Genomic DNA, 22739 nt, shown 5'->3' on the forward strand with positions numbered 1-22739 from the left:
GTCTCAGGCTTCCACAACCTGTGGCAGCCACTGCTGCTGGGGAATCGGCAAGTTGCACGAGTCGCCGCGGCCAATCGGGTAGTACTGGAAGCCTTTACGCGCCAGACGTTCGCCGTCGTAAAGGTTGCGACCGTCAAAGATCACCGGGGTTTTCAGGCGTTGGTGGATCAGGTCGAAGTCCGGCGCCTTGAACTGTTGCCATTCGGTGCAGACGATCAGCGCATCAGCCCCGCCCAGGGTGGACTCCGGGGTGCCCATGAGCATCAGTCGTGGGTCATCGCCGTAAAGGCGCTGGGTTTCCTGCATGGCTTCCGGGTCGAACGCACGCACATTCGCGCCGGCGGCCCACAACGCTTCCATCAGCACGCGGCTTGGCGCGTCACGCATGTCGTCGGTGTTGGGCTTGAACGCCAGGCCCCACAGCGCGAAGGTTTTGCCGCGCAGGTTGCCCTTGAAGTACGCGTTGACGCGCTCGAAAAGCTTGCTCTTCTGGCGCTGGTTGATGGCCTCCACCGCTTCGAGCAGGTCGCTGGAGCAGTTGGCTTGCTTGGCGCTGTGGATCAGGGCGCGCATGTCTTTGGGGAAGCATGAGCCGCCGTAGCCACAACCGGGGTAGATGAAGTGGTAACCAATGCGCGAGTCGGCGCCGATGCCAAGACGCACGGCTTCGATGTCCGCGCCCAAGTGTTCAGCCAGCTCGGCGATCTGGTTGATAAAGCTGATCTTGGTCGCGAGCATGCAGTTGGCGGCGTATTTGGTCAGTTCGGCGCTGCGCAGGTCCATGAAGATGATGCGGTCGTGGTTGCGATTGAACGGCGCGTACAGGTCACGCATCACATCACGCACTTCTTCGCGCTCGCAGCCGATGATGATGCGGTCCGGGCGGCGGCAGTCGGCCACGGCCGAGCCTTCCTTGAGAAATTCCGGGTTGGAGACGATATCGAACGCCAGGTGCCGGCCGGCCAGGTGCAGGGCTTTCTCGATATGCGCGCGCAGGGTGTCGCCGGTGCCGACAGGTACGGTGGATTTTTCCACCAGGATCACCGGTTCCTTGCGGTGACGCGCCACTGCATCGCCGACTGACAGCACGTATTTAAGGTCAGCCGAGCCGTCCTCATCCGAAGGCGTGCCCACGGCGATAAACAGCACTTCCCCATGCTCGACGGCCAGCTTTTCATCAAAGGTGAAATGCAGGCGCCCGCTCTCCAGGTTCTCTTTCACCATCGCCGCGAGCCCCGGCTCGAAGATGCTCACATGGCCTTGCTGCAGCAGCTTGACCTTGTTTTGATCGACGTCCATGCAGATGACATCGTGACCGACTTCGGCCAACACGGTGGCCTGCACCAGACCGACGTAACCACTACCAAATACACTGATTTTCATGGGGCATTCCTGGGACTTGTAGCGCTAGCACGACGAGAGTTGATAACCAGCACACCGAGGATGACAAGCGCCACCCCCAGGGTTTTTGAAACGGAAAAATCTTCGTTGAACACTGGCAGGCTGGCCGCCAGCAGGTACACCAGGGCGTAGCTGATGCTCAACAGCGAATAGGCGCGGCCCAGCGGCAGCTGCTTGAGCGCGCCGAGCCAGCAGAGCATCGACAGCGCATAGGCGAGGATCGCCAGCATGACGACACCCAGTGCACCGAGGTCAATGCTTGCCGTGAGCCATTCATTGGGCTGCGGCAGGCGCGTCATGCTCCAGCGCATGCCCAACTGGGCGGCACTGACCAGGCCGACGCTGCCCAAGGCCAAGGCAAAACCTTGTACCCGGCTCATACGTGGCGCCCCAACAGCACGACACCGCCGATCACCAGCGCTACACCCAGCCAGTGACGGCCGTCGATGGGCTCATGAAAGACAAACCGCGCCACCAGTGTGACCAGCACGAAATTCAGGCTGAGCATGGGGTAGGCAATGCCCACTTCAAGGCGCTGCAACACCAATAGCCACACCAGCAGGCCCAGGCCCAGGCACACCAGCGCCGACCACAACCACGGCGAGCGCAGCTTCAACGCCCAGCCATCCGGCAGGTCGCGCCAGCTTTCCACGGCGAACTTCTGTGAGACCTGGCCCATGCACGTCAGCAGGCAGGCGGCCAATAGCAGTAGCAGGGTGATCATGGGTTCACCTGCGGGAAGATCAGAATCACGATGTTGCCTTGCTCATAGCGCTTGCCGTCACCTGGCAGCAGCGCCACTTCGGCGATTTCATCGTCACCCTTGACGCGCATTACCACGCCGACCGGCCCCTTCCGGCGCGCATCACTCATCCATTGCTGGACTTGGGTGGTGTCTATCTTGTGGTCCCCGGCATCCGGGTAGGCGAGGCCGTATTTGACTTCGCCGACGGTGTTATAGAGCGTCACGTCCGGGCGTGCCAGACGCCACGACAGCGCCGACGCCGCGCCCAGGTCATTGCTCAGCAACGCGGTGGCGGGTTGCAGTTCCTGCAGGTGGTCGATGATGAATTGATCCGGGGTCTTGTTGTACACCACCGAGTGCGGCAACGCGGCCGGCAACAACGCGACCATCAACCCACTGCCGAGTATGGGGGCAGCCCACCAACGCAATGGCTGCGCGGCCTGCAGCAAGTTGACCAGGATCCAACCGAACAGGAAGGTGAACACCAGCACCAGGCTGAGGGTTTCCTGGCCGTGCTCGTATACCGGTTTTTTCAGTTGGAACCAGCTCAGCGCCAGCAGCACCACCACGCCAATGACGAGGTTCAGCCAGCCGTTGATACGCAATGCCCGGTAGCGGCCCTGGGCCAGCTTGTCGGCCAGGGTATTGCCCATCAGCAAGGCCAGCGGCAGCAGACACGGCATGATGTAGGAGGGCAGCTTGCCCTTGGCCAAGCTGAAAAACGCCAGGGGCATCAGCAGCCACAGCAACACAAAGCCGATTTTCGCGCTGCGCTTGTCCAGCCACGCCTGTTTCAGGGTGGACGGCAACAGGGCGACCCACGGCAGGCTGAACGCAACCAGCAACGGCAGGTAGTACCAGAACGGCTCGGCATGCTGCGCATCGTCGCCGGCGAAGCGTTGGATATGCTCGTGCCAGAAGAAGAAGTGCCAGTAGTCCGGCTCTTGCAGATGCACCGCCAGCGCCCACGGCACGCTCACGACGATCGCCACGATCACGGCGACCACGCCGTAACCCAGCAGCTCACGCAAACGCTTCTGCCAGATCGCGTAGGGCAGGGCGATCAACACCGGCAGCAGCCAGGCCAGGAAACCCTTGGTCATAAAGCCCATACCACAGGCCAGACCGAGTAGCGCCCAGGACCCGAGACGACCGTTGCGAGTCGTGCTGTCGAAGCAAAACCACAAGGCCACGCCGGTCAGGTTTACCCAGAAGGTGAACTGCGGATCGAGGTTGGCATAGCCACCCAGGGCCGCAACGCTGACGAAACTCATGTAGAGCACGGTGCTGACCAGGGTTTTCTGCGGGTCATTCCACAAGCGACGGCTGACCAGATACACCAGCAGAATGCTCAGGCCGGTGCTCAAGGCCGACGCAAACCGCACGCCAAACAGGTTTTGCCCGAAAATCGCCTGCCCCAGCGCGATCATCCAGTAGCCCGCTGCAGGCTTCTCGAAGTAGCGAATGCCCATGAAGTGTGGCGAGGCCCAGTTGCCGGTCAACAGCATTTCCTGGCTGATCTGCGCGTAACGGGTTTCATCCGGAATCCACAGGCCGTGAGTGGCCAGCGGCAGCAGGTAAAACATGCCAAACGCCAACAGGAGCAAAGGCAGGGCCATGCGACGAATCATGCCTGCTGCACTCCGAGCCAACCTTCACGGCCACTCAAGGTGCCGCGCACCAGTTGTTGCTGGGGCAGGGTGGTCAGGTCGCTGGGCAACAAATCGCCCAGCGGCTTGAAGTCGATGCCGCGCTGCGCTGCCTGCGCGAGCAACTGGCGAAAATCATTGGCCATCAGAATCCCTTCTACTTCTGCGTGGACCGTGTAGACGTTGAGCTTCGACGCGGCAAAGCGGTCGAAAATGAACGCATTAAAGTCTTTGGCAGCCACCACCGGCCCGACGACTTCATCGAAGGTCGGCAGGTCTACCGGAATTTGTGGAGTGCCCGCGCTGCCATCGGCCAAGGTAGGACGAAACAGGCTGGTGCCCCGGCAATCGCTGTTGTAGCGAAAGTTGAACCCTTGCTTGGCTTGCACCACGCGCTCGTCGGCACGCCAACCGGCGGCGGCCGAGCAGTCGATGCGTTCGCCGAGGATATCGCTGAGGGTGTCGACACCACGACGGATCTGTTCGACCAGCTGTGCCTCACTCCAGCGCCCGGTGTTGGCCTGCCAGCCGTGGTGATCCCAGGCGTGCAGGCCGACTTCATGCCCAGCCGCCTTGGCCTGGCGCATCAAGTGCCCCAGGTCACGGCCGATCGGTTTGCCCGGCCAGGCCGTGCCGGCCAGCAGGATATCCAGGCCATACAGGCCTACCGCATTGGAACGCAGCATCTTCCACAGGAATTGCGGGCGGATCAGGCGCCACAAGTGGCGCCCCATATTGTCTGGCCCGACACTGAAGAAGAACGTCGCTTTCACCGAGGCTTCATCCAGGGTTTCGAGCAACCGCGGCACACCTTCACGGGTGCCTCGGTAGGTGTCGACGTCGATGCGTAGGCCTGCTTGCATTAGTGCTTATCCGCGATTTCGAGCATCGCTTCACGCAAGAAGAAGTCCAGCGTGTTGCCGATGGTTTCGCTCATCTCTACGGTCGGCTCCCAGTTCAGCAGGCGCTTTGCGTTTTCGATGCTTGGCTTGCGGTGCGCCACGTCCTGGTAACCGGTGCCGTAGAACGCCTTGCTCTCAACGTCGCGGAAACCGGCGAACGGCGGGAAGTTGCCACGCAGCGGGTGCGCTTCGAACTGACGCAGCAGCTCTTCGCCCAACTGGCGGATGCTGGCTTCGTTTTCCGGGTTGCCGATGTTGATGATCTGGCCGTTGCACGCGTCGTTGTCGTTATCAATGATGCGTGCCAGGGCTTCAATGCCGTCGGCGATGTCAGTGAAGCAGCGTTTTTGCTCGCCACCGTCGAACAGGCGGATCGGCGTGCCTTCCACCAGGTTGAGGATCAGCTGGGTAATGGCGCGGGAACTGCCGATACGTGCAGAATCCAGGCGGTCCAGGCGTGGGCCCATCCAGTTGAAGGGACGAAACAGGGTGAAGTTCAGGCCCTTGGCGCCGTAGGCCCAGATCACGCGGTCCAGCAATTGCTTGGAGACCGAGTAGATCCAGCGCTGCTTGTTGACCGGGCCCACCACCAGGTTCGAGGTGTCCTCGTCGAAGTACTGGTCCTGGCACATGCCATAGACCTCGGAGGTCGACGGGAAGATCACGCGTTTGTTGTACTTGACGCAGTAGCGCACCAGCTTGAGGTTTTCTTCGAAGTCTAGCTCGAACACACGCAGCGGGTTGCGGGTGTATTCGATTGGGGTGGCGATGGCCACCAGCGGCAGGACCACGTCGCACTTCTTGATGTGGTACTTGATCCACTCGGTGTGGATGCTGATGTCGCCTTCCACGTAATGGAAATTCGGATGGCTGCGCAGGCGCTCGATGGCGTCGGAGCCGATGTCCAGACCGTAGACTTCGTAACGGTCGTCACGCAGCAGACGCTCGGACAGGTGGTTACCGATAAAGCCGTTCACACCCAGGATCAGCACGCGGGTACGGCGTGGCTTGCGGCCGGACTCGGCGCCGCGCAGCACGGAACCGTCGACCAGGCCCAGTTCGTTGGCCAGGGACGGGCCGGCCAGGTACAGACCGTTGTCATTGCGCTGGCCAAACTTGATCACCAGGGAGTCTTCGCCGCAGGCAATGCGCAGCGGGTTGACGCTGATCACCCGGCCCGGCGCCAGGCCTTCGTTGCCCTTAAGCACTTCGGCTTGCCACACGATCAGCTTGTGCTCGCCCACGGCGCAGAAGGCGCCCGGGTACGGTTGGGTGACGGCGCGAACCAGGTTGAAGAGCTCTTCAGCTGGTTTTTTCCATTCCAGCTTGCCATCGGCGGCGGTGCGGCGGCCGAAGTAAGTGGCCTGGCTTTCGTCCTGGGCAGTTTCAGCGAGTTTGCCGGCGGCCAATTGCGGCAAGGCATCGCGCAGCAGTTTGCTGGCAGCGTCGCGCAGTTTGGCGTGCAGGGTCAGACCGTTGTCGCTGCGCTCGATGATGACTTTTTGCTGGGCCAGGATCGCGCCGGCATCAGCACGCTTGACCATGCGGTGCAGGGTCACGCCGGTTTCGGTCTCGCCGTTGACCAGCACCCAGTTGGCCGGGGCACGGCCACGGTACTTGGGCAGCAAGGAGCCGTGCAGGTTGAACGCACCTTTGCGCGCAGTGGCCAACACTGGCTCGCTCAGCAGGTTGCGGTAGTAGAACGAGAAGATGTAATCCGGGTTCAGCTTGGCAATGCGCTCGATCCACAGCGGGTGGTTGGCATCTTCCGGGGCGTGCACCGCAATACCGTTGCGCGCGCACAGTTGGGCGACGGAGCCGTAGAAGTTGTTTTCCTTCGGGTCATCGGCATGGGTGAACACCGCAGCAATGTCGTAACCGGTATTGAGCAGCGCTTCAATCCCTGCACAACCAATGTCGTGGTACGCGAATACAACAGCTTTTGAACTCATGATTGGACCTGATCAGCAGAAGTAGAGGTATGGGAGGACACCAGGCCGTCAACGACGACCACCGGAGCCGGTGCTGCCGGCGTGTTGCGCAGCACTTTTTCGATAAAAAAGCGTGGGCGGGCACGCACGTCGCTGTACATTCGGCCCAGGTATTCACCCAAGAGCCCCATGCCGATGAACTGGCCGCCGGTGAACACGAACAGCACCGCAAACAGCACGAACAAGCCATCGCCAGCCCAACCGGCACCGAATACCAGGCGCATGATGATCAGGGCAAAGGCGAACAGCATGCCCAGCGCCGCCAGGCTGAAGCCGACGATGGACAGCAGGCGCAGCGGGGTCGTGGTCATGCAGGTCAGCAGGTCGAACATCAGGCTGATCAGGCGCATGGCGCTGTATTTGGATTCGCCGTGTTCGCGCTCGGCGTGATGGACCAGGATTTCCGTGGTGTGGCGGGCAAAGCCGTTGGCCAGGATCGGGATAAAGGTGCTGCGTTCACGGCAGGCGAGCATCGCATCGACGATGGTGCGGCGATAGGCGCGCAGCATGCAGCCGTAGTCGGTCATGGCCACGCCGGTGGAGCGTTGTACGGCCAGGTTGATCAGGCGCGAAGGCCAACGGCGGAACGCCGAGTCCTGGCGGTTGTTGCGCACCGTGGCGACCACGTCGTAACCCAGGGCGGCTTGTTCTACCAGGCGCGGGATTTCTTCGGGCGGGTTCTGCAGGTCGGCGTCGAGGGTAATCACCACTTCGCCTCGGCACTGCTCGAAACCGGCCATGATCGCCGCATGCTGGCCGTAGTTACGGTTGAGGATCACCGCCACCACGTTGCTGGCGTCTTCAGCGGCGGCATCTTCCAGCAATTGGGCCGAATTGTCGCGGCTACCGTCATCCACCAGGATGATTTCGTATTCGTAGGCCAGTAGCTTGCAGGCTGCCGTCGTGCGACGCAGCAATTCAGGCAGGCTCTCTTGTTCGTTGTAGACCGGGATAACGATCGACACGCAATGAATAGGGTAGGGTTTCAAAGATTCATGACCTCGGGTTAGAGCAATTTGGAGCGTGGAAACAGCAGCTGTCATTGGGCAAAAGCCCGGTCCGTAGATTTAGAAGCGGCGCCAAAGGTGAAGCATAATCAATAGGTTAAACGATATAACGCGGTTTGCTATGAAGTGCTGTGTTTAAGATTAAGCGTAAATATGTGGAACAGATATGAAAGGCAGATGAAAAACTCGTTTATTTGACAGGTAGACAGCTAGGGTTCAGCTAAACAACTAAGGGGCTTAGGGCTTTAGTTGGTTGGCGAAATAGGAACTGTTTCTGGTGCCTGTGGTTCAACTTGGGCGTGCACGCTCAGCCACCGAATGTTAGTGAAGAATCTTCTCTGCAATGCACCCCAAGTGCCGGTAAAGTAAGCCGTCTCTTGCCAGGGTGATCGGATGAATAGCGTGCAGCTTTTACGCGGCCAGTTGCGGCCAGTGTTGATGGGGTTGTTGATGAGCGTGGCGTGTGTCACGACCGTGCAGGCCGATGACGGGGTGGCGCTCAACAGCATCGACCAAGTGCCGGAAGGTGTGGAAGTGCGTGGTAAGCAGATCGCCGCCTATACCTGGGACGATAAACAAGGCAAGAACCTGCTGGTGCTCGCCGAGCAAGTCGGCGAGCGTGACGACGACGGCACCCAGTCCGCCTTTGTGTACGCGGCCCAGTACCTGATCGACGGCAACCGCCCAAAACGCGTGTGGATGCTGTACGACGATGTGCAGCATTGCGAGTTCGACGCGTCTCTGCGCTTCGACCGGGCCGCCACCAAGGTCACCGACCTGACCGGCGACGGCATCACGCAGGCTACCGTGGGGTATTCGCGCACCTGCACCAGTGACGTCAGCCCTAACGAATTCAAGCTGATCATGCATGTCGGCAAGTCGCAGAAGTACCGTCTGCGCGGTGTCGACCGGGTTGGCGCGGCCTGGTGGGACGAAGAGGCTGGCGCCTTGCGCGGCATGCCGTTGCCCAAGGATTGCAGCGTGGCCGGGCAGCAGGCGCTGGTCAGCCAATACAAGGAGCAGGGCACCGAATTGCCATTGCCGGGGTGTTATGGCGACGAGAAGGACTTTGCCAAGGCGCCGGAATTGTACCTGGCGTTCATGCGCCAGCACTGGTTCGCGCTGATGCAGAAGCAGGACAGCGACTGGAGTCAGACCCTGGTCCAGCCGCAGGAACCCACCGAGGAGGAGGACACCGCCCCGTGACTTTGTGCCAGGGCCTGTCCTGAGTTAGACTCAGCCTTCGCCAATTCACTAAATACCTTGATTAAACAAAGGCTTGCTCGAGGTATTTAATCCAAAGGCTGATTTACTTTGACTGAGTCTATCCGCAACCCGCTGACCCTCTACCTCACCCGCTTGGCCCCCTCCAGCCAACTGACCATGCGCTACGTGCTGCAAGACGCGGCCGACCGCTTGGGCTTCGAGGACATTAACCTCGAAGACATCGACTGGCACCTGCTGCAACCCGAACACGTCATCGCCCTGGTCGCTGCTTTGCGCGAGGATGGCTATGCTCCCAATACCTCGTCGCTTTACGTGAACGCAGTGCGTGGCGTGATGAACGAAGCCTGGCGTATGAACCTGATCAGCCAGGAACACCTGCTGCGCATGCGCACCGTTAAGGCCACACCCGGCACTCGCCTGAGCCAGGGCCGCAACCTGCGGCGCAGCTTGATTCGCGAAATGATGGACGTCTGCGCGGCCGACCCACGCCCGCAAGGCCTGCGGGACGCAGCCGTGATCGGCATTCTGTATGGCTCCGGTATGCGCAAGTCGGAGTCGGTCAACCTCGATTTGGCGCAGATCAACTTCGAAGAGCGCAGCCTGCGGGTGATCGGCAAGGGCAACAAAGAGTTGATCAAGTACGCGCCGGACTGGGCGTTCGCTAAGTTGCAGGCGTGGCTGGCGTTTCGACGTGAGCAGCTCAAGGAGGGTGAGCAGGACGACAGCTTCCTGTTCAACCGCATTCGCCGCGGCAGCCATATCACCCGCGAGCGCATCACCAAACATGCGATTTACTACATCGCGCGCCAGCGCGGCGAGCAGGTGGGGGTGAAGATTATGCCCCATGACTTCCGTCGCTCGTTTATTACGCGGGTGATCGAGGAGCATGACCTGTCGATCGCGCAAAAACTGGCGCATCACACCAATATCCAGACCACTGCCAGCTATGACGTGCGCGATGACAATGAGCGGCGGCGGGCGGTGGATCGGTTTGATTTGTAGAACCGGTGAATGGGGTCCCCTGTGGGCTCCGGGCAAGCCCGCCTCCCACAAGGGTATTGGGCAGGATTCAGAGAATGGGTTTGCCGCCGGTCACCGCGTAGCGCGAGCCGGAGATATAGCTGGCCTCATCCGAGGCCAGCAACACGTAAATCGGCGCCACTTCCACGGGCTGCCCAGGCCGACCTAGCGGCGTTTCGCTACCAAAGCTCTTCACGTCTTCATCGGTCATCGTCGCCACAATCAACGGCGTCCAGATCGGGCCGGGCGCAACGCTATTGACGCGAATCCCTTTACTGCCGAGCAATTGCGCCAGACCACCGGTGAAGTTGGCAATCGCGCCTTTGGTGGCGGCGTAAGGCATCAGCGTTGGCTTGGGCATGTCGGAGTTTACGGACGAGGTGTTGATGATCGAGCTGCCGGCCTTCATATGCGGCACCGCCGCCTTGCAGAGACGAAACATCGCGGTGATGTTGATATCGAAGGTCTTGACCCATTCCTCGTCCGAGATGTCCTCGAGCGTTTCATGGCTCATCTGGAACGCAGCATTGTTGACCAACACATCGATGCGGCCGAATTGCTCCACCGTCTTGTCCACCAACGCCTGGCAGACGCTTCGTTGCGCGATGTCGCCGGGCAGCAATAGGCACTGGCGACCGGCTTCTTCGACCCAGCGTGCTGTTTCCTTGGCGTCTTCGTGCTCGTCCAGGTAAGCGATGGCCACATCGGCGCCTTCGCGAGCAAACGCGATGGCGACCGCACGGCCGATACCGCTATCGGCGCCGGTAATCAGGGCGATCTTGTTGGCCAAGCGGCCAGCCCCCTTGTAACTCTGCTCGCCGCAATCGGGGTACGGATCCATTTTTTTCTGGGCGCCGGGCACGGATTGAGCCTGCGGGGTGAAGGGCGGGCGAGGGTAGTCAGTCATTTCAATCTCCATAGATTTCCAAAAGTGCTATGGGATTAGTAATGAGCAGGCCGGCGATAGTTGTAATGGATGCCGGTTGGGCCCGACGAATGGTTTGCGCCGGGCCTGAACCTGTCAGGCGCAGGGCGGGGCGCTTGCCAGGTGCGCGGGAAAGCGTCGCAACGTCCACAACGTGGTGAGCATTGCCGCGATGGCACACAGTGCGATGCCAACCAACATCGGCGCGGGCGTGTGATCGGCAAACACGCCGATCAGGGTCATGGACAGCGCGGCGGTAATCATCTGATGACGAAGCAGCAAGGCAAGGTGGGCGATACGTTGAGGCATGGGGCAGTTTTGGGCGAAGCAAAGGTCGGTCAGCTTAAGGGATCCGCACAAAACCGCAAATGTGGGCTTCAATAACCAGTAGGTGCCGCCGATAACATGACGAGTGGCGCTTCAGCGGTTGGCTTTCCAACCGGCTCACCAGGCACGGGGATACCTGCATGACGATCAAATTACGCTTGATTCTGTTGATTGTGACCGGATTGCTCACTGCCTTGATCATGAGCTTTGTCAGTTACCTGGGAAATAGCCGGATGGGCGACGCCGTGCAGGACAATGAAGTCAGCATGACCGTGCTGCGCAACCACATGGAAGCCGACATGATGCACGATGCCCTGCGCGCCGATGTGTTATCGGCCATGCTAGTGGGCTTGGGTAAAAGCACCAGCACCAAGGCCGAGGTCAACAGTTCGCTGCAGGAACACGCCGAGCATTTTCGCCAAGTGTTGGCGGACAACCTGAAGCTGCCGCTGGACGATACGCTCAAGGCAAACCTGGAAAAAATCCGCCCGAGCCTCGATAGCTATATAGGTGCAGGCGAGCGAATCGTCGCCCTGGCGCTGGACAATCCGGAAGCCGCTCGCGGGGAACTGGATACGTTCAACACCGCTTTCACCCGGCTTGAAGAACAAATGGCAACCCTGAGTGAACTGATTGAATCCAACACCCAACAGACCAGCGTTGGTACTCACCAGACCATCAGCAACGCCAATTTCACCCAGGGCGCCGTGTTGATCGCCAGCCTTTTATTGCTATTGGCCCAGGGCCGCTGGGTCATCCTCAGCATTATGGGCCCGCTGCAGACGGCCAGCCGCATTGCTGCGAGCATTGCCAGTGGCAACCTGAGCGAGCCGATTGTCGAGCCCAAACGCAAGGATGAAGCCAGTTCATTGATTCGCAGCCTCGCCACCATGCAGCGGGATTTGCGCGGCATGATCGAAGTGGTGCGCAGCAACGCTCATGGTGTCAATGTCATGAGCGAGCAATTGAGCCACGGCTGTCATGAAGTGGCTGGCAGCAGCCAGCAACAAAGCACAGCCGCGAGCACCATGGCCGCTGCAGCGAGTGAAATGACCGCGAGCATCGAAGAAATCACTCGTCACGCCGAGCGCGCATTGGACATGGCTAACCAGGCTGAGACCTTGTCCAAGGACGGTGGCCGGGTGATTCATCAGGTGGTCAGTGACATGGACGGTATTGCCCGTTCCGCACAGCAATCCGCCCAGGTTATCCGCACGCTGGACAAGGAGTCCGAGGCGATTTTCAGCATTATCCAGGTGATCAAAGGGATCGCCGATCAAACCAACCTGCTCGCCCTGAATGCCGCAATCGAGGCCGCACGCGCCGGTGAGCAGGGGCGTGGTTTTGCTGTTGTCGCCGATGAAGTGCGCAACCTTGCCGGACGCACCAGTGCTTCGACCCAAGAGATTGCCAGCATGGTCGGGCGTATTCAGCAAAGCACGCGGGAAGCGGTGACCAGCATGGAGGAGGGCGTCGCCCAAGTGGATAAAGGCATGGCGGTGACCGCCGAGGTGGAGCGGGCGATTCGCGAAATTCTCCAGGCCACCTTGAACACCACGGAAATGGTCAACGATATCTCCCGTACGATCGGGGAACAAAGCCTGGCCAGCAATGAAATTGCGCATCAGGTCGAGATGATTGCGGGTATGTCGGAGAGTAACAGCCGGGTGATCGCAACGACGGCGTCGACCACGGACGAGTTGTCGTCGTTGGCGGGCAAGCTGTCGCAGTCAGTTGATCGGTTTCGCTTATAAATATGTAAGCTATTGATTTAACTAAACTAAATAGTCATTTAGTTTAGTTATTCTTAACGGCTATTAAAAGGAGGAGGGTAGCTCAACAGATGAACTAGGGGGAGCTCATACTTGCTCGTTATCTTCCAAATTTGAACGTTATCTCTCAAGGAAAGGAAATTAGCACCCAGTGAAATCACGTGTAATCGGTAACAACCCCGTGCTTTATGGGCTGCAGCCATCAGGCGCGTAGATGGCTGAATCAGTCCTACGCACGAACTGGCGTCAGGATTATCGTGCCGTTAGGTTTAACTTCCAGGTCGAGTTTGTCTCCGCTGGCCAACTTTATGGCCGACAGGAGATCGTCAGTCAGCGGTATGATTAAATCGCCAGTGCCATCAGCTGCATCCTGGCATTTGACTTTCCAGCTCGTATTTTTAGCCTTGGGCTTCGGGTTCATTATTTTCTCCGGGTGATCAGATGACAGAGCCAATTTATGATTATGACCCAGCAGACTCGCTGGTTGATTTAGAGGCCGTAGTTGTATTTTTGGCTGATGCACACGACACCGGTGACGCGGCTTTCATTACCGAAGCCATAGCCGTTGTTGCACGCGCCAAGATTCGTATCGAGGCAGATGGCCAAGCCTAGGAGTCATCGTCTTGAACGTGTGTTGCTAGTAGCAACACCTTAACGCTGATCACCTGGTGAAAAGCAGCCTCCAGAGCCCCCCAGTCCCGTATATGGCGGTTCGCATAATGTATATTATGTTAAATGATGGGTGGAAACTATTCCATACTGCCCGTGCCTCGAAGGTACCCGGAAGTGAAGATCGAAATTTCAGAGAAGTAAAAATCTAAATTGCGGAATTGTTCCTGCATTTGGATATTTCCTTCCATCTCAGTGCTACTGGAACGTCCTGAGATTCAGATGGGCGAGCTACCGGCCTGCTCAATCTGAGTCAACCCGACCTTCAGCTTTGATTCGACGAATTGGCTTTAGCACTATCGATCAGTCGACCAACTCGATGCTTGCGGATTCCACGGCCATCCGGCCACCTATTCCATGAACATCCGGCCACTGATTCCACGATGATCCGGCCACCCATTCCACGGTCATCCGGCCACCCTTGACCACTACATTGCAGCGAAGACAACGAGGAGGCTCGATCAGCTCACCTTCGAAAGAGATCGCCGCTTGTTGGTTGGTTAACTCTGCTGGACGCTTGCATGCGAAGCAGATCGGGCAGGCTAGGCTTCCATGGAGATGTACTACGTCTCGAGACCCGGCACGCTCATGCAATTCGTCAATATTCTGAGTTACCACAGAGACATCTCGATCGGAACTGGCCAAACGGGCAACCATCTCATGGGCTGCATTCGGCTTCGCTTGAATGGCTTGCTGGCGGCGCCAAAGGTACCACCCCCAAACCAAAGCGGGGTTTTTCCTAAAAGCGTTTGCAGTTTCAAGGGGCCGGGGATCGTGTCTTGCTCACAGTCCTGTGAGCTTATCTCTGAACGTGGGAATACCGCTCTCTGCTGAGATACCAGCACCCGTGAAAAACACGACTTTTCGAGCAACATCAAGGGCCTGAGAAGCCTTCTCCATATGGCACATCTGTGGAGCTTTTGTCTTCATATTCGCGACTAATCGCCAGTTTAACCCGCCGCCAATCGCCGGCCGGCGCACGCGTAAACTTGCCTCACACTTCAGACTCAGGCGCCCAGCGACGGAACATCACGCTCGCGTTAACGCCGCCAAAGCCGAACCCGTTTGAGAGTGCGTGCGTGATCGCCATCTCCCGGGACTTGAGGCTTACCAGGTCAAGCCCGGCAGCCGCCTCATCGGCATGATTCAGGTTGAGCGTGGGCGGCACGACCTGGTCACGAAGCGCCAATACGGTAAAGATCGCCTCGATGCCTCCGGCCGCCCCCAGAAGATGCCCGGTGGCAGACTTGGTCGAGCTGATTGCCACGCCAGAGCCGCTCCCGAACACCGAGCGAATAGCGGCCAACTCGCCCTTGTCACCGACCTGGGTGGAGGTCGCATGTGCGTTGATGTGCTGAACATCCAGAGGGCTGACAGCAGCCTGACGCAGTGCCTGCTCCATAGCGCGCCGTGCGCCGCTGCCGTCCTCGGGACCTGCGGTCAGGTGATAGGCATCCGCACTGGTGCCATAACCCACCAGCTCGGCCAGTGGCGTGGCGCCACGCGCGAGGGCATGCTCCAGTGACTCGATCACTAACAACCCCGCGCCTTCGGACATCACGAAGCCATCGCGATCCCGATCAAAAGGCCGTGAAGCCTGCTGCGGGTGCTCGGCAAAACCGGTGGATAGCGCACGGGTCGCTGCAAAACACCCCAGGGTCACACGGTCGATCGCCGCTTCGGTACCGCCGCACAGGGCGATATCTGCCTCACCATTTCTGATGATTCTGGCGGCATCGCCGATGGCCTGTACGCCGGCGGCACAGGCCGTTACCGGGGCGCCGAGCGGCCCTTTGAAACCGTGCCGGATGGAAACGTGCCCAGCCGCCATGTTGGCGAGAAAAGACGGCGCAGTGAATGGCGACAATCTGCGCGGGCCACGTGTGTCGGTGGTCCGCACAGCATCGGCAATCACACCAAACCCGCCCACGCCAGATGCAATGATCGTCGCGGTCCTCTGCTGGTCTTCGCTTTCCGTCGGGTGCCAGCCTGCCTGCTCAAGCGCCTCATGCGCCGCCACAAGGGCAAACTCGATGAAGCGATCCATCTTCTTGCGGTCCTTGGCCGAAATGATGCGTTCCGGGTCATACCCCGCGATAGCGTCTTCCGCCAGTGACGGGACCTGACCACCGACTGCAACCCCCGTCCCCTCGGTCACCTCGCCCGGTAACTGGCGGATGCCCGAACGCCCAGCCAACAAGCGCTTCCAGACTTCCTCAACGCCGCACCCCAGAGGCCCGACCATGCCGACGCCCGTGACGACGATTCGCTTTTGACCGTTGAGATTATTCATTGAGCCCTCTTCATTTATCAGTCGAAAGTGCTTGGGTGGGTTTCGCCGTATGCGTGCTGCTTTCAGACTCAGGACGGATCTTGAACCAGATGGAATACATCGCGGGCAGGAAGACCAGCGTCACAATGGTTCCGACAAACGTGCCTCCGATCAAGGTGTAGGCCAGCGTCCCCCAGAAGACCGAATGGGTCAGCGGGATGAACGCCAGGATTGCCGCCATCGCTGTCAGCAAGACCGGGCGGGCCCGTTGTACCGTGGCTTCGACCACCGCATGGAAAGGGTCCAGCCCTTCTTGTTCGTTGTGGTGGATTTGCCCGATCAGAATCAGCGTATTACGCATCAGGATGCCCGAGAGCGCGATCAGCCCGACCAGCGCGTTGATACCAAAGGGTTGTTGAAACAGTAACAAGGTCGGCACCACACCCATCAACCCCAGCGGTGAGGTGAGAAACACCATGATCATCGCGGAGATTGAGCGGACCTGCAAAATGATGACCAGCAGCGTCATGGCGATCATGATCGGGAACAGCGGCAACATCGCCGTACCGGCCTTGCCCGACTCCTCGATTGCACCCGCTTGCTCGATCCGATAGCCGTCCGGCAGTTTGTCGATGATCGGCTGGAGTTCCTTCACAATCACACTCGACACATCCGGCGGCTGCAGATCCTCGGCAATGTCACCGCGTACGGTGATGGTCGGCGTACGGTCACGACGGCGCAGGATCGGATCCTCCATGCGTACGTCGACTTGCCCGACCTGCGACAATGGAATCCGCTGACCCGCCGTGCCGACCAGGGTAAAGCCTTCGATTTTGGCGGGATCAAGACGGATATCACCTGCCGCGCGCCCGACCACCTGCACCGAACGAATGTCCTCGCGCACCGCCGTGATCGGTACGCCCGCCAGCAGGAACTGCAGTTGCTGTGCCACCGCGCTTGACGTCAAACCCACGGCCTGCAAACGATCCTGATCCAGCGTGAAATGCAAGGTCGGCGTCAGCGGGCCCCAGTCGGTGTTGACGGTTCTCATCATCGGACTGGCCTGCAACACGTCCTGCACCTGGCCGGCGATTTCGCGAAGTTTCACCGGCTCAGGCCCCATCACTCGATACGCAACCGGAAATGGCGAGTACGGACCAAACACCAGTTGCGTGACCCTGACCCGCGCTTCTGGCGCAAGGCCTTCGGCAGCCGCCTCGCGCAGACGCAACTTGAGGGTTTCACGGGCCTCCTGGCTGTCCGTCAGCACCACGATTTTCGCGAATGACGGATCCGGCAGTTCCGGTGCCATCGCCAGATAAAAGCGCGGCGCACCTTGCCCGATGTAGGCCGTGACGATTTTTGCCTCCGCCTGCTGTTGCAGCCAGGCCTCTATCTTGGCGGTGGTGGCGCTGGTCTGCTCGATGGAGGTTCCATAGGGCATTTGCACTTCAACCAGCACCTCAGGACGGTCCGAGGTCGGGAAAAACTGCTTCTTGACCAGGCCCATGCCGAGGATCGACACCACAAACAAAACGATGACGGTACCGGCCACCAGCCATTTGCGCGCAATGACCTGCGTCAACAGCCGGCGGAAGCGGTTGTAGTGACGGGTGTTATAGATGGCTGCGTGGCCACCTTCGACTGTCTTGATGTTCGGTAGCATCTTCACGCCCAGGTACGGGGTGAAGACGACGGCCACCACCCAGGAGGCAATGAGCGCGATGCCGACAATCCAGAACATGTTGCTGGTGTACTCGCCGGCGGTCGATTGCGCGAAGCCATTGGGCATAAAGCCGATCGCCGTCACCAGGGTACCGGACAGCATCGGCGCCGCCGTATGACTCCAGGCGTATGCGGACGCCTTGATGCGGTCGTAGCCCTCTTCCATTTTCACCACCATCATTTCGATAGCAATGATGGCGTCGTCCACCAGCAGGCCGAGCGCCAGGATCAACGAGCCGAGGGTAATCCGGTCAAAATTCTTCCCCGTAGCCTCCATCACCACAAACACCACGGCCAGCGTCAACGGCACAGCGGCCGCCACCACAACGCCGACACGCCAGCCCATGCTGAGAAAGCACACCAGCATCACCACGAGCAGTGCGACGAAGAACTTGACCATGAACTCGCCGACGGCGGAATCGATATTCACCGCTTGATCGGTGACTTTGGTGAGCGCCATGCCCAGCGGCATACCCTGGTTGATCTTGACCGTCTCCGCATCCAGCGCCTTGCCGAGGTCCAGCCCGTTCCAGCCCTCGCGCATTACGATGCCCAGCAGCAACGCATCTTCACCGTTGTTACGTACGAGAAAGGTTTTGGGATCTTCGTAACCACGTTCGATCGTCGCCACATCAGAGAGCTTGAGCGTGCGTCCCTGGAGCGTAATAGGCGTGTCCCGGATCTTCTGCAGCTTATCGAAGGCGCCATCCAGGCGCAGGAAGACTTCGGGGCCTTGGGTTTCAATGGAACCTGCGGGCGTGAGCACATTCTGATTGTTCAGCGCGGCAAAAATGTCCTGAGGCGATACGCCCAGGGTGGCCAGGCGATCATGGGAAAACGAGATAAAGATACGTTCGGGCTGCTCCCCGATAATATTGACCTTCTTCACACCCGGCACATGCAGCAGGCGCTGGCGCAACGACTCGGCATCGCGCACCAACAGGCGCTGTGGCTCGCCTTTGGCCTTCAGGGCAAACAGGGCGAATGTCACGTCCGAGAATTCGTCGTTGACCATCGGCCCGATGACACCGGCCGGGAGTTTGATCGCCTCGTCATCGAGCTTTTTACGCGCCTGATAGAACTCCTCCTGCACCTGCGACGGCGGCGTGCTATCGAGCAATGACAGCATCGTGAACGCCAGGCCTGGGCGGGTATAGGTTTCCGAGCGGTCGTACCACTTCAGTTCCTGCAGGCGTTTTTCAAGCGGTTCCGCGACCTGATCCTGCATCTCCTGGGCAGTTGCCCCCGGCCACGCGGTGATGACCGTCAACTGCTTGACCGTAAAGGGAGGATCCTCCGCGCGCCCCAGCTGGAAGAACGACAGGATGCCCGCGACGGCAATCAGGAAGATCAAGAACACTGTGATCGAGCGCTCGCGTACGGCGAGCGCCGAAAGGTTGAAGCGACCCTCGCTCATGGATGAGTCCCCGCAACCTTGACGTCACCCTGTTGAGCCAGCCGCACCTCTTCGCCATCCCGCAGCAGGTGTGCGCCCAAAGCTACAACAGGCTCGCCTTCCTTGAGATCGCCTGCGACGCGCGCTGAATCGTCGCTTAAACCCAGGACCTGCACAGGCCGCCAACTCACTTTCGCCGGTGTACCGGCGATGACCCACACACCCGTCCCCTTGCCAGGGTCATAAACCGCCGCGATGGGTACTTGCAACACCGGCCCCTGCGCCGCGCCTTCGGCAATCCTGACCGTGACAGTCGAACCAAGTGGTGCATTCGCCAGTGCGCCTTCCAGCACATACCGCGCCTCGAAGGTGCGAGTCATACGGTCCGCCGAGTCCGACAGCAGCCTGAGCCTTGCGGTAACAGCACCGGTGGTGTTGCCATAAAGTGTCGCTTGCGCGGAAGACCCGGCTGCCGGGCGCGCGGTCTCGGGCAGGTGCACGATCGCTTCGCGCTGCCCTGCCCTCGCGAGCCGAACCACTGGCTGCCCCGGACTGACGACTTGCCCAGGCTCAGCGAGCGTCTCCACCACGACGCCGTCGGTATCCGCCACCAGCACCGCATAACCCAAAGCATTGCGCGCCACGTCAGCCTGCGCCTGCGCGGCGCCCAGTTGCGCCCTCGCGGTATCCGCCGCCGCTTTAATCTGGTCATAGGCCGATGCAGAGACCGCGCCTGCTGCGACCAGATCACGGTAGCGCGCTTCGTCATCCGCAGTCTGCTTGGCTCGGGCCCGAGCAGCTGTGACCGACTCTTGCTGTGCCCGCGCCTGTAAACCCAAGTCAATCGGGTCGAGGCGCATGAGCGGCTGGCCACGCTTGACGGTCTGGCCGGTGTCAACCAGACGCTCAAGGATCTTGCCTGACACCCGAAAGCCCAAATCGCCCTGAGTACGGGCAGCGACCACCCCAGTGAAAGAACGCGAGATATCGGAGGAACCCTGAACCGCTGCCGACCTCACCAGAGGGGCTTGCGTGCGCGGATCTTGAGCGGTGGATGAGTCACCACACGCCGTCAGGACGAGAGGCAACAAGCAAGCGGCAATAGGGACAGGTCGAAGCCGGCGCATAGATTCCCTTGATTCAATAATAGGATGGAAATCATATTTTTAGACTTGTGACTATAATTGTCAACGGTCACAATCATGGTGCACCAACTTGAAAGCGGTAAAAATGCTTGTTATCGGCCACTCTTCCCGTGGCTCGATAGTGTCAATTGACAGGCTGTGACCATTAAGTAATATGGTCACAATCAACATTCGATTCAAGGAATCTCAATGCCCTCCCTTCACCCCCTCGCTCTTTTGGTGAGCGCCAGCCTGATAGCAGGTTGCACGGTCGGTCCGGACTATCAGCGTCCTGACGCGCCGCTTTCCGGTGGATATATGGGCCAGGCGGCTGTTGAACAGCGGCCTGGTACGCCGCAGGCGAGTCTTGTCGCGTGGTGGGAAGGCTTCGGTGATCCACAGTTGGCCGACTTCGTCTCTAAAGCCCTTGCGCAGAACCTGGACCTGGCACAAGCGGCGGCGCGAGTCACACAAGCGCGCGCAGGACTGGGCGCCGTCAATGCCGCTTTACTTCCATCGGGAAATATCAGTGGTCAGGCTGCGCGGTCCTATCAGTCAATCGAGACGCCACTCGGCCAAGTGCTGAATTCAACCCCTGGCTTTGATCGCTACGGAAGCTCCTACGAGCTCAACCTTGATGCGAGCTGGGAGGTGGATGTATTTGGCGGTCTGCGACGCGGACGCGAGGCCGCACTGGCCGAGTACCGGGCCTCCGAGGCTGACGTTGCCGCCACACGCCTGGCCATCGCTGCGCAGACGGCTGATATCTACATCACGATCCGTGGATTTCAGGCCCGGCTGGACATCGCAAACCGACAAGTCAAAACACAGGAGCAATTGCTGGAAAAAGTCCAACTGCTCTATGGCAAAGGCCTCGCCGCCAGCTATGAGGTTCGCCAAACGGAGGGCGCGCTGTCGCAAGTCCAGGCGACAGTGCCGGCCCTGCAAACCGGCCTGGATGCCGCCATGAACTCGCTCGATGTGATCCTCGGCACACCTCCAGGCACGCATCGAACGCAATTGGCGAGTCAGGGCACGATTCCTCTGGCACCACAACTGAGCGACACTGGAACACCCGCCGATTTGCTGCGCCGCCGGCCAGATCTGATTGTGGCTGAGCGCCGCCTCGCGGCCTCCAACGCACGCATCGGTGAGGCCAACGCCGAGTACTACCCGAAGTTTTCACTTAGCGCATTGCTCGGCAGTGCCACGGCCGTATCCGGCGGCAACCTGTTTACCGGCGGTGCCAGCCAGTCGGCAGGCGTCCTGGGCTTGCGCTGGAGACTCTTCGACTTCGGTCGCATAAACGCACAGATTGACCAGGCGAAGGGGCAGGAAGCCGAAGCCCTGGCTGCTTACCGCCAGTCTGTACTACACGCCACGGAGGATGTCGAAAACGCCTTCTCCGCCCTGGTAAATCGGGAAGTTCAGGCAACCACCCTCGCCACAGGGGAGGACGCTCTGACACAGGCACGCCAATCGTCGTTCACCGCCTATGAAAAGGGCACCGCCAGCCTGATCGATGTTCTGCACGCCGACGAGACCCTGTTGCGGGCTTCCGATGCACGCGCACAAGCGCGAACAGAATCGGCTCGGGCGGCGGTCGCAGCATTCAGAGCGCTCGGCGGTGGATGGCAAGCGCCTGAACCTCGGCCTGTGGCGACTCGATAGCCAGCCAAGCCTGCTCTGCCGGCCCCTGGGAATAGCACAAAACGGCGAGTTGCCGAACAACACAACAGCAAGACGCCGGAGAACATTACTATGCAGTCGAACAATAATTCCTGGGTACTCATTACCGGCGCATCAAGCGGATTCGGCAGAGAGTTTGCGCGACAATATGCTGCAGAAGGAAGAGCATTGATCCTGGTTGCGCGCAGGCTGAATGAGCTTGAAGCGCTCGCTGATGAGTTGCGCGCACGTTACGCCGTCGATGTGTTGGTGCAACAGGCGGACCTTTCATCCATTAATGTAATTATCGATTTGCATCGATCCCTGCATGACCGCAACATTGTCGTCGACATACTGATCAACAACGCAGGCTATGGCCTACAGGGCGCATTCCTGGACGAGCCTCTGGAAAGCTCCTTGGCTATGATCGACTTGGATGTCGCCAGCCTGACCGCCATGACTCGTCTCTTTGCTGAAGATATGCGAGCACGGCGCAAAGGGCATGTCTTGATGGTTGCAAGTCTGCTGTCTTACCAAGGCGTTAAAAACTTTGCCGTTTACTCCGCCGCCAAAGCTTATGTGCTGAGATTCTCCGATGCGCTTCATCGTGAACTCAAAGGTGACGGTGTCGTCGTCACTGCGCTGTGTCCAGGCATGTCTGACACCGGCTTTGCATCAAACGCCAAGCAAAAGATCACACCCCTCTTGCGCAGGGTGATGATGCAACCCCAGCCCGTGGTACAAGCAGGAATCCGCGCACTGCAAGCGGGACGAATGAGCGTTGTGCCGGGTTTCGGCAACAAGGCCATCAGCGTCCTGACCTGGGCCACGCCTCGTCGCTTTCATCAGGGGCTGATGGAGCACGTAATGGGCGTCTGAGCGCGTGAAAAAATAGCCTTTCCCAACGGTAAGCGTTGGG

The 22739-nt window shown here is 59.6% G+C and carries 18 protein-coding genes and 3 pseudogenes; 7 read left to right on the top strand and 14 right to left on the bottom strand.

The window, feature by feature from the left end:
- Window positions 1-3 precede the first annotated feature (3 nt).
- The 7 genes from AACY52_RS03450 to arnC are packed head-to-tail and all read right to left on the bottom strand — an operon-like array spanning window position 4 to window position 7677.
- Window positions 4-1383 (bottom strand): UDP-glucose/GDP-mannose dehydrogenase family protein, encoded by a 1380-nt coding sequence (locus tag AACY52_RS03450; protein ID WP_339427507.1) that lies wholly within the window; start codon window positions 1381-1383, stop codon window positions 4-6.
- Window positions 1380-1781 (bottom strand): 4-amino-4-deoxy-L-arabinose-phosphoundecaprenol flippase subunit ArnF, encoded by a 402-nt coding sequence (gene arnF, locus AACY52_RS03455; protein ID WP_339416308.1) that lies wholly within the window; start codon window positions 1779-1781, stop codon window positions 1380-1382. Before arnF ends, AACY52_RS03450 begins: the two co-directional genes overlap by 4 nt.
- Complete coding sequence (gene arnE, locus AACY52_RS03460; RefSeq protein WP_339416309.1) at window positions 1778-2125, bottom strand: 4-amino-4-deoxy-L-arabinose-phosphoundecaprenol flippase subunit ArnE; 348 nt, start codon at window positions 2123-2125, stop codon at window positions 1778-1780. The genes arnF and arnE overlap by 4 nt, the downstream gene beginning before the upstream one ends.
- On the bottom strand, window positions 2122-3777 hold the full coding sequence (gene arnT, locus AACY52_RS03465; protein WP_339436349.1) for a lipid IV(A) 4-amino-4-deoxy-L-arabinosyltransferase: 1656 nt from the start codon (window positions 3775-3777) through the stop codon (window positions 2122-2124). The genes arnE and arnT overlap by 4 nt, the downstream gene beginning before the upstream one ends.
- Complete coding sequence (arnD, locus tag AACY52_RS03470) at window positions 3774-4658, bottom strand: 4-deoxy-4-formamido-L-arabinose-phosphoundecaprenol deformylase (protein WP_339416311.1); 885 nt, start codon at window positions 4656-4658, stop codon at window positions 3774-3776. Before arnD ends, arnT begins: the two co-directional genes overlap by 4 nt.
- Window positions 4658-6649, bottom strand: coding sequence for a bifunctional UDP-4-amino-4-deoxy-L-arabinose formyltransferase/UDP-glucuronic acid oxidase ArnA (gene arnA / locus AACY52_RS03475; protein ID WP_339560246.1), 1992 nt, complete (start codon window positions 6647-6649; stop codon window positions 4658-4660). Before arnA ends, arnD begins: the two co-directional genes overlap by 1 nt.
- On the bottom strand, window positions 6646-7677 hold the full coding sequence (arnC, locus tag AACY52_RS03480; protein WP_339416314.1) for an undecaprenyl-phosphate 4-deoxy-4-formamido-L-arabinose transferase: 1032 nt from the start codon (window positions 7675-7677) through the stop codon (window positions 6646-6648). Before arnC ends, arnA begins: the two co-directional genes overlap by 4 nt.
- Window positions 7678-8088: 411 nt before the next feature.
- Here arnC and AACY52_RS03485 point away from each other — a divergent pair, with 411 nt between their 5' ends.
- Both AACY52_RS03485 and xerC read left to right on the top strand, forming a co-directional pair.
- Window positions 8089-8901 carry a M949_RS01915 family surface polysaccharide biosynthesis protein gene (locus AACY52_RS03485; RefSeq protein ID WP_339493962.1) on the top strand — a complete coding sequence of 271 codons (813 nt, stop codon included), beginning with the start codon at window positions 8089-8091 and terminating at the stop codon, window positions 8899-8901.
- Window positions 8902-9009: 108 nt separating this feature from the next.
- The gene (gene xerC / locus AACY52_RS03490; RefSeq protein ID WP_339416317.1) at window positions 9010-9924 is read left to right on the top strand and encodes a tyrosine-type recombinase/integrase; all 915 of its coding nucleotides are present in this window, start codon (window positions 9010-9012) and stop codon (window positions 9922-9924) included.
- Window positions 9925-9991: 67 nt separating this feature from the next.
- Here xerC and AACY52_RS03495 read toward each other — a convergent pair whose 3' ends face one another.
- Together AACY52_RS03495 and AACY52_RS03500 are read right to left on the bottom strand one after the other, a co-directional pair.
- Window positions 9992-10849, bottom strand: coding sequence for an SDR family oxidoreductase (locus AACY52_RS03495; protein WP_339416319.1), 858 nt, complete (start codon window positions 10847-10849; stop codon window positions 9992-9994).
- A gap of 114 nt (window positions 10850-10963) precedes the next feature.
- Window positions 10964-11152: pseudogene (locus AACY52_RS03500) on the bottom strand (Bcr/CflA family drug resistance efflux transporter); the annotation flags it as partial.
- A 182-nt stretch (window positions 11153-11334) separates the two neighbouring features.
- On the opposite strand from AACY52_RS03500, the pseudogene AACY52_RS32160 reads away from it, so the two are divergent.
- Window positions 11335-12090 (top strand): annotated as a pseudogene (locus tag AACY52_RS32160) (MCP four helix bundle domain-containing protein); the annotation flags it as partial.
- A gap of 132 nt (window positions 12091-12222) precedes the next feature.
- Window positions 12223-12948 (top strand): methyl-accepting chemotaxis protein, encoded by a 726-nt coding sequence (locus AACY52_RS32165; RefSeq protein WP_370468009.1) that lies wholly within the window; start codon window positions 12223-12225, stop codon window positions 12946-12948.
- 247 nt (window positions 12949-13195) lie between these two features.
- On the opposite strand, the gene AACY52_RS03510 is transcribed toward AACY52_RS32165, so the two are convergent.
- Window positions 13196-13387: an AbrB/MazE/SpoVT family DNA-binding domain-containing protein gene (locus AACY52_RS03510; RefSeq protein WP_198719729.1), complete on the bottom strand. Its 192-nt coding sequence runs from the start codon at window positions 13385-13387 to the stop codon at window positions 13196-13198.
- Between the two features lie 20 nt (window positions 13388-13407).
- Here AACY52_RS03510 and AACY52_RS03515 point away from each other — a divergent pair, with 20 nt between their 5' ends.
- Window positions 13408-13578 carry a hypothetical protein gene (locus tag AACY52_RS03515; protein ID WP_339560247.1) on the top strand — a complete coding sequence of 57 codons (171 nt, stop codon included), beginning with the start codon at window positions 13408-13410 and terminating at the stop codon, window positions 13576-13578.
- A 471-nt stretch (window positions 13579-14049) separates the two neighbouring features.
- Here the strand turns inward: AACY52_RS03515 and AACY52_RS03520 are convergent.
- The 4 genes and pseudogenes from AACY52_RS03520 to AACY52_RS03535 form a co-directional block, all read right to left on the bottom strand.
- Window positions 14050-14544, bottom strand: a pseudogene (locus AACY52_RS03520) (NAD-dependent deacetylase); the annotation flags it as partial.
- A gap of 85 nt (window positions 14545-14629) precedes the next feature.
- Window positions 14630-15928, bottom strand: a complete 1299-nt coding sequence (fabF, locus tag AACY52_RS03525) for a beta-ketoacyl-ACP synthase II (RefSeq protein ID WP_339420249.1) — start codon at window positions 15926-15928, stop codon at window positions 14630-14632.
- Window positions 15929-15938: 10 nt separating this feature from the next.
- The gene (locus AACY52_RS03530; RefSeq protein WP_339560248.1) at window positions 15939-19049 is read right to left on the bottom strand and encodes an efflux RND transporter permease subunit; all 3111 of its coding nucleotides are present in this window, start codon (window positions 19047-19049) and stop codon (window positions 15939-15941) included.
- Window positions 19046-20155: an efflux RND transporter periplasmic adaptor subunit gene (locus AACY52_RS03535; RefSeq protein ID WP_339560249.1), complete on the bottom strand. Its 1110-nt coding sequence runs from the start codon at window positions 20153-20155 to the stop codon at window positions 19046-19048. Before AACY52_RS03535 ends, AACY52_RS03530 begins: the two co-directional genes overlap by 4 nt.
- A 207-nt stretch (window positions 20156-20362) precedes the next feature.
- Here AACY52_RS03535 and AACY52_RS03540 point away from each other — a divergent pair, with 207 nt between their 5' ends.
- Both AACY52_RS03540 and AACY52_RS03545 read left to right on the top strand, forming a co-directional pair.
- A complete protein-coding gene (locus tag AACY52_RS03540; protein ID WP_339560250.1) occupies window positions 20363-21823 on the top strand; it encodes an efflux transporter outer membrane subunit in 1461 nt (486 codons plus the stop codon).
- A 90-nt stretch (window positions 21824-21913) separates the two neighbouring features.
- Window positions 21914-22699, top strand: a complete 786-nt coding sequence (locus AACY52_RS03545; protein WP_339420241.1) for an SDR family oxidoreductase — start codon at window positions 21914-21916, stop codon at window positions 22697-22699.
- Window positions 22700-22739 lie beyond the last annotated feature (40 nt).

The sequence above is a fragment of the Pseudomonas sp. EA_65y_Pfl1_P113 genome, from assembly GCF_963970525.1.
Classification (GTDB): Bacteria; Pseudomonadota; Gammaproteobacteria; order Pseudomonadales; family Pseudomonadaceae; genus Aquipseudomonas; species Aquipseudomonas tritici.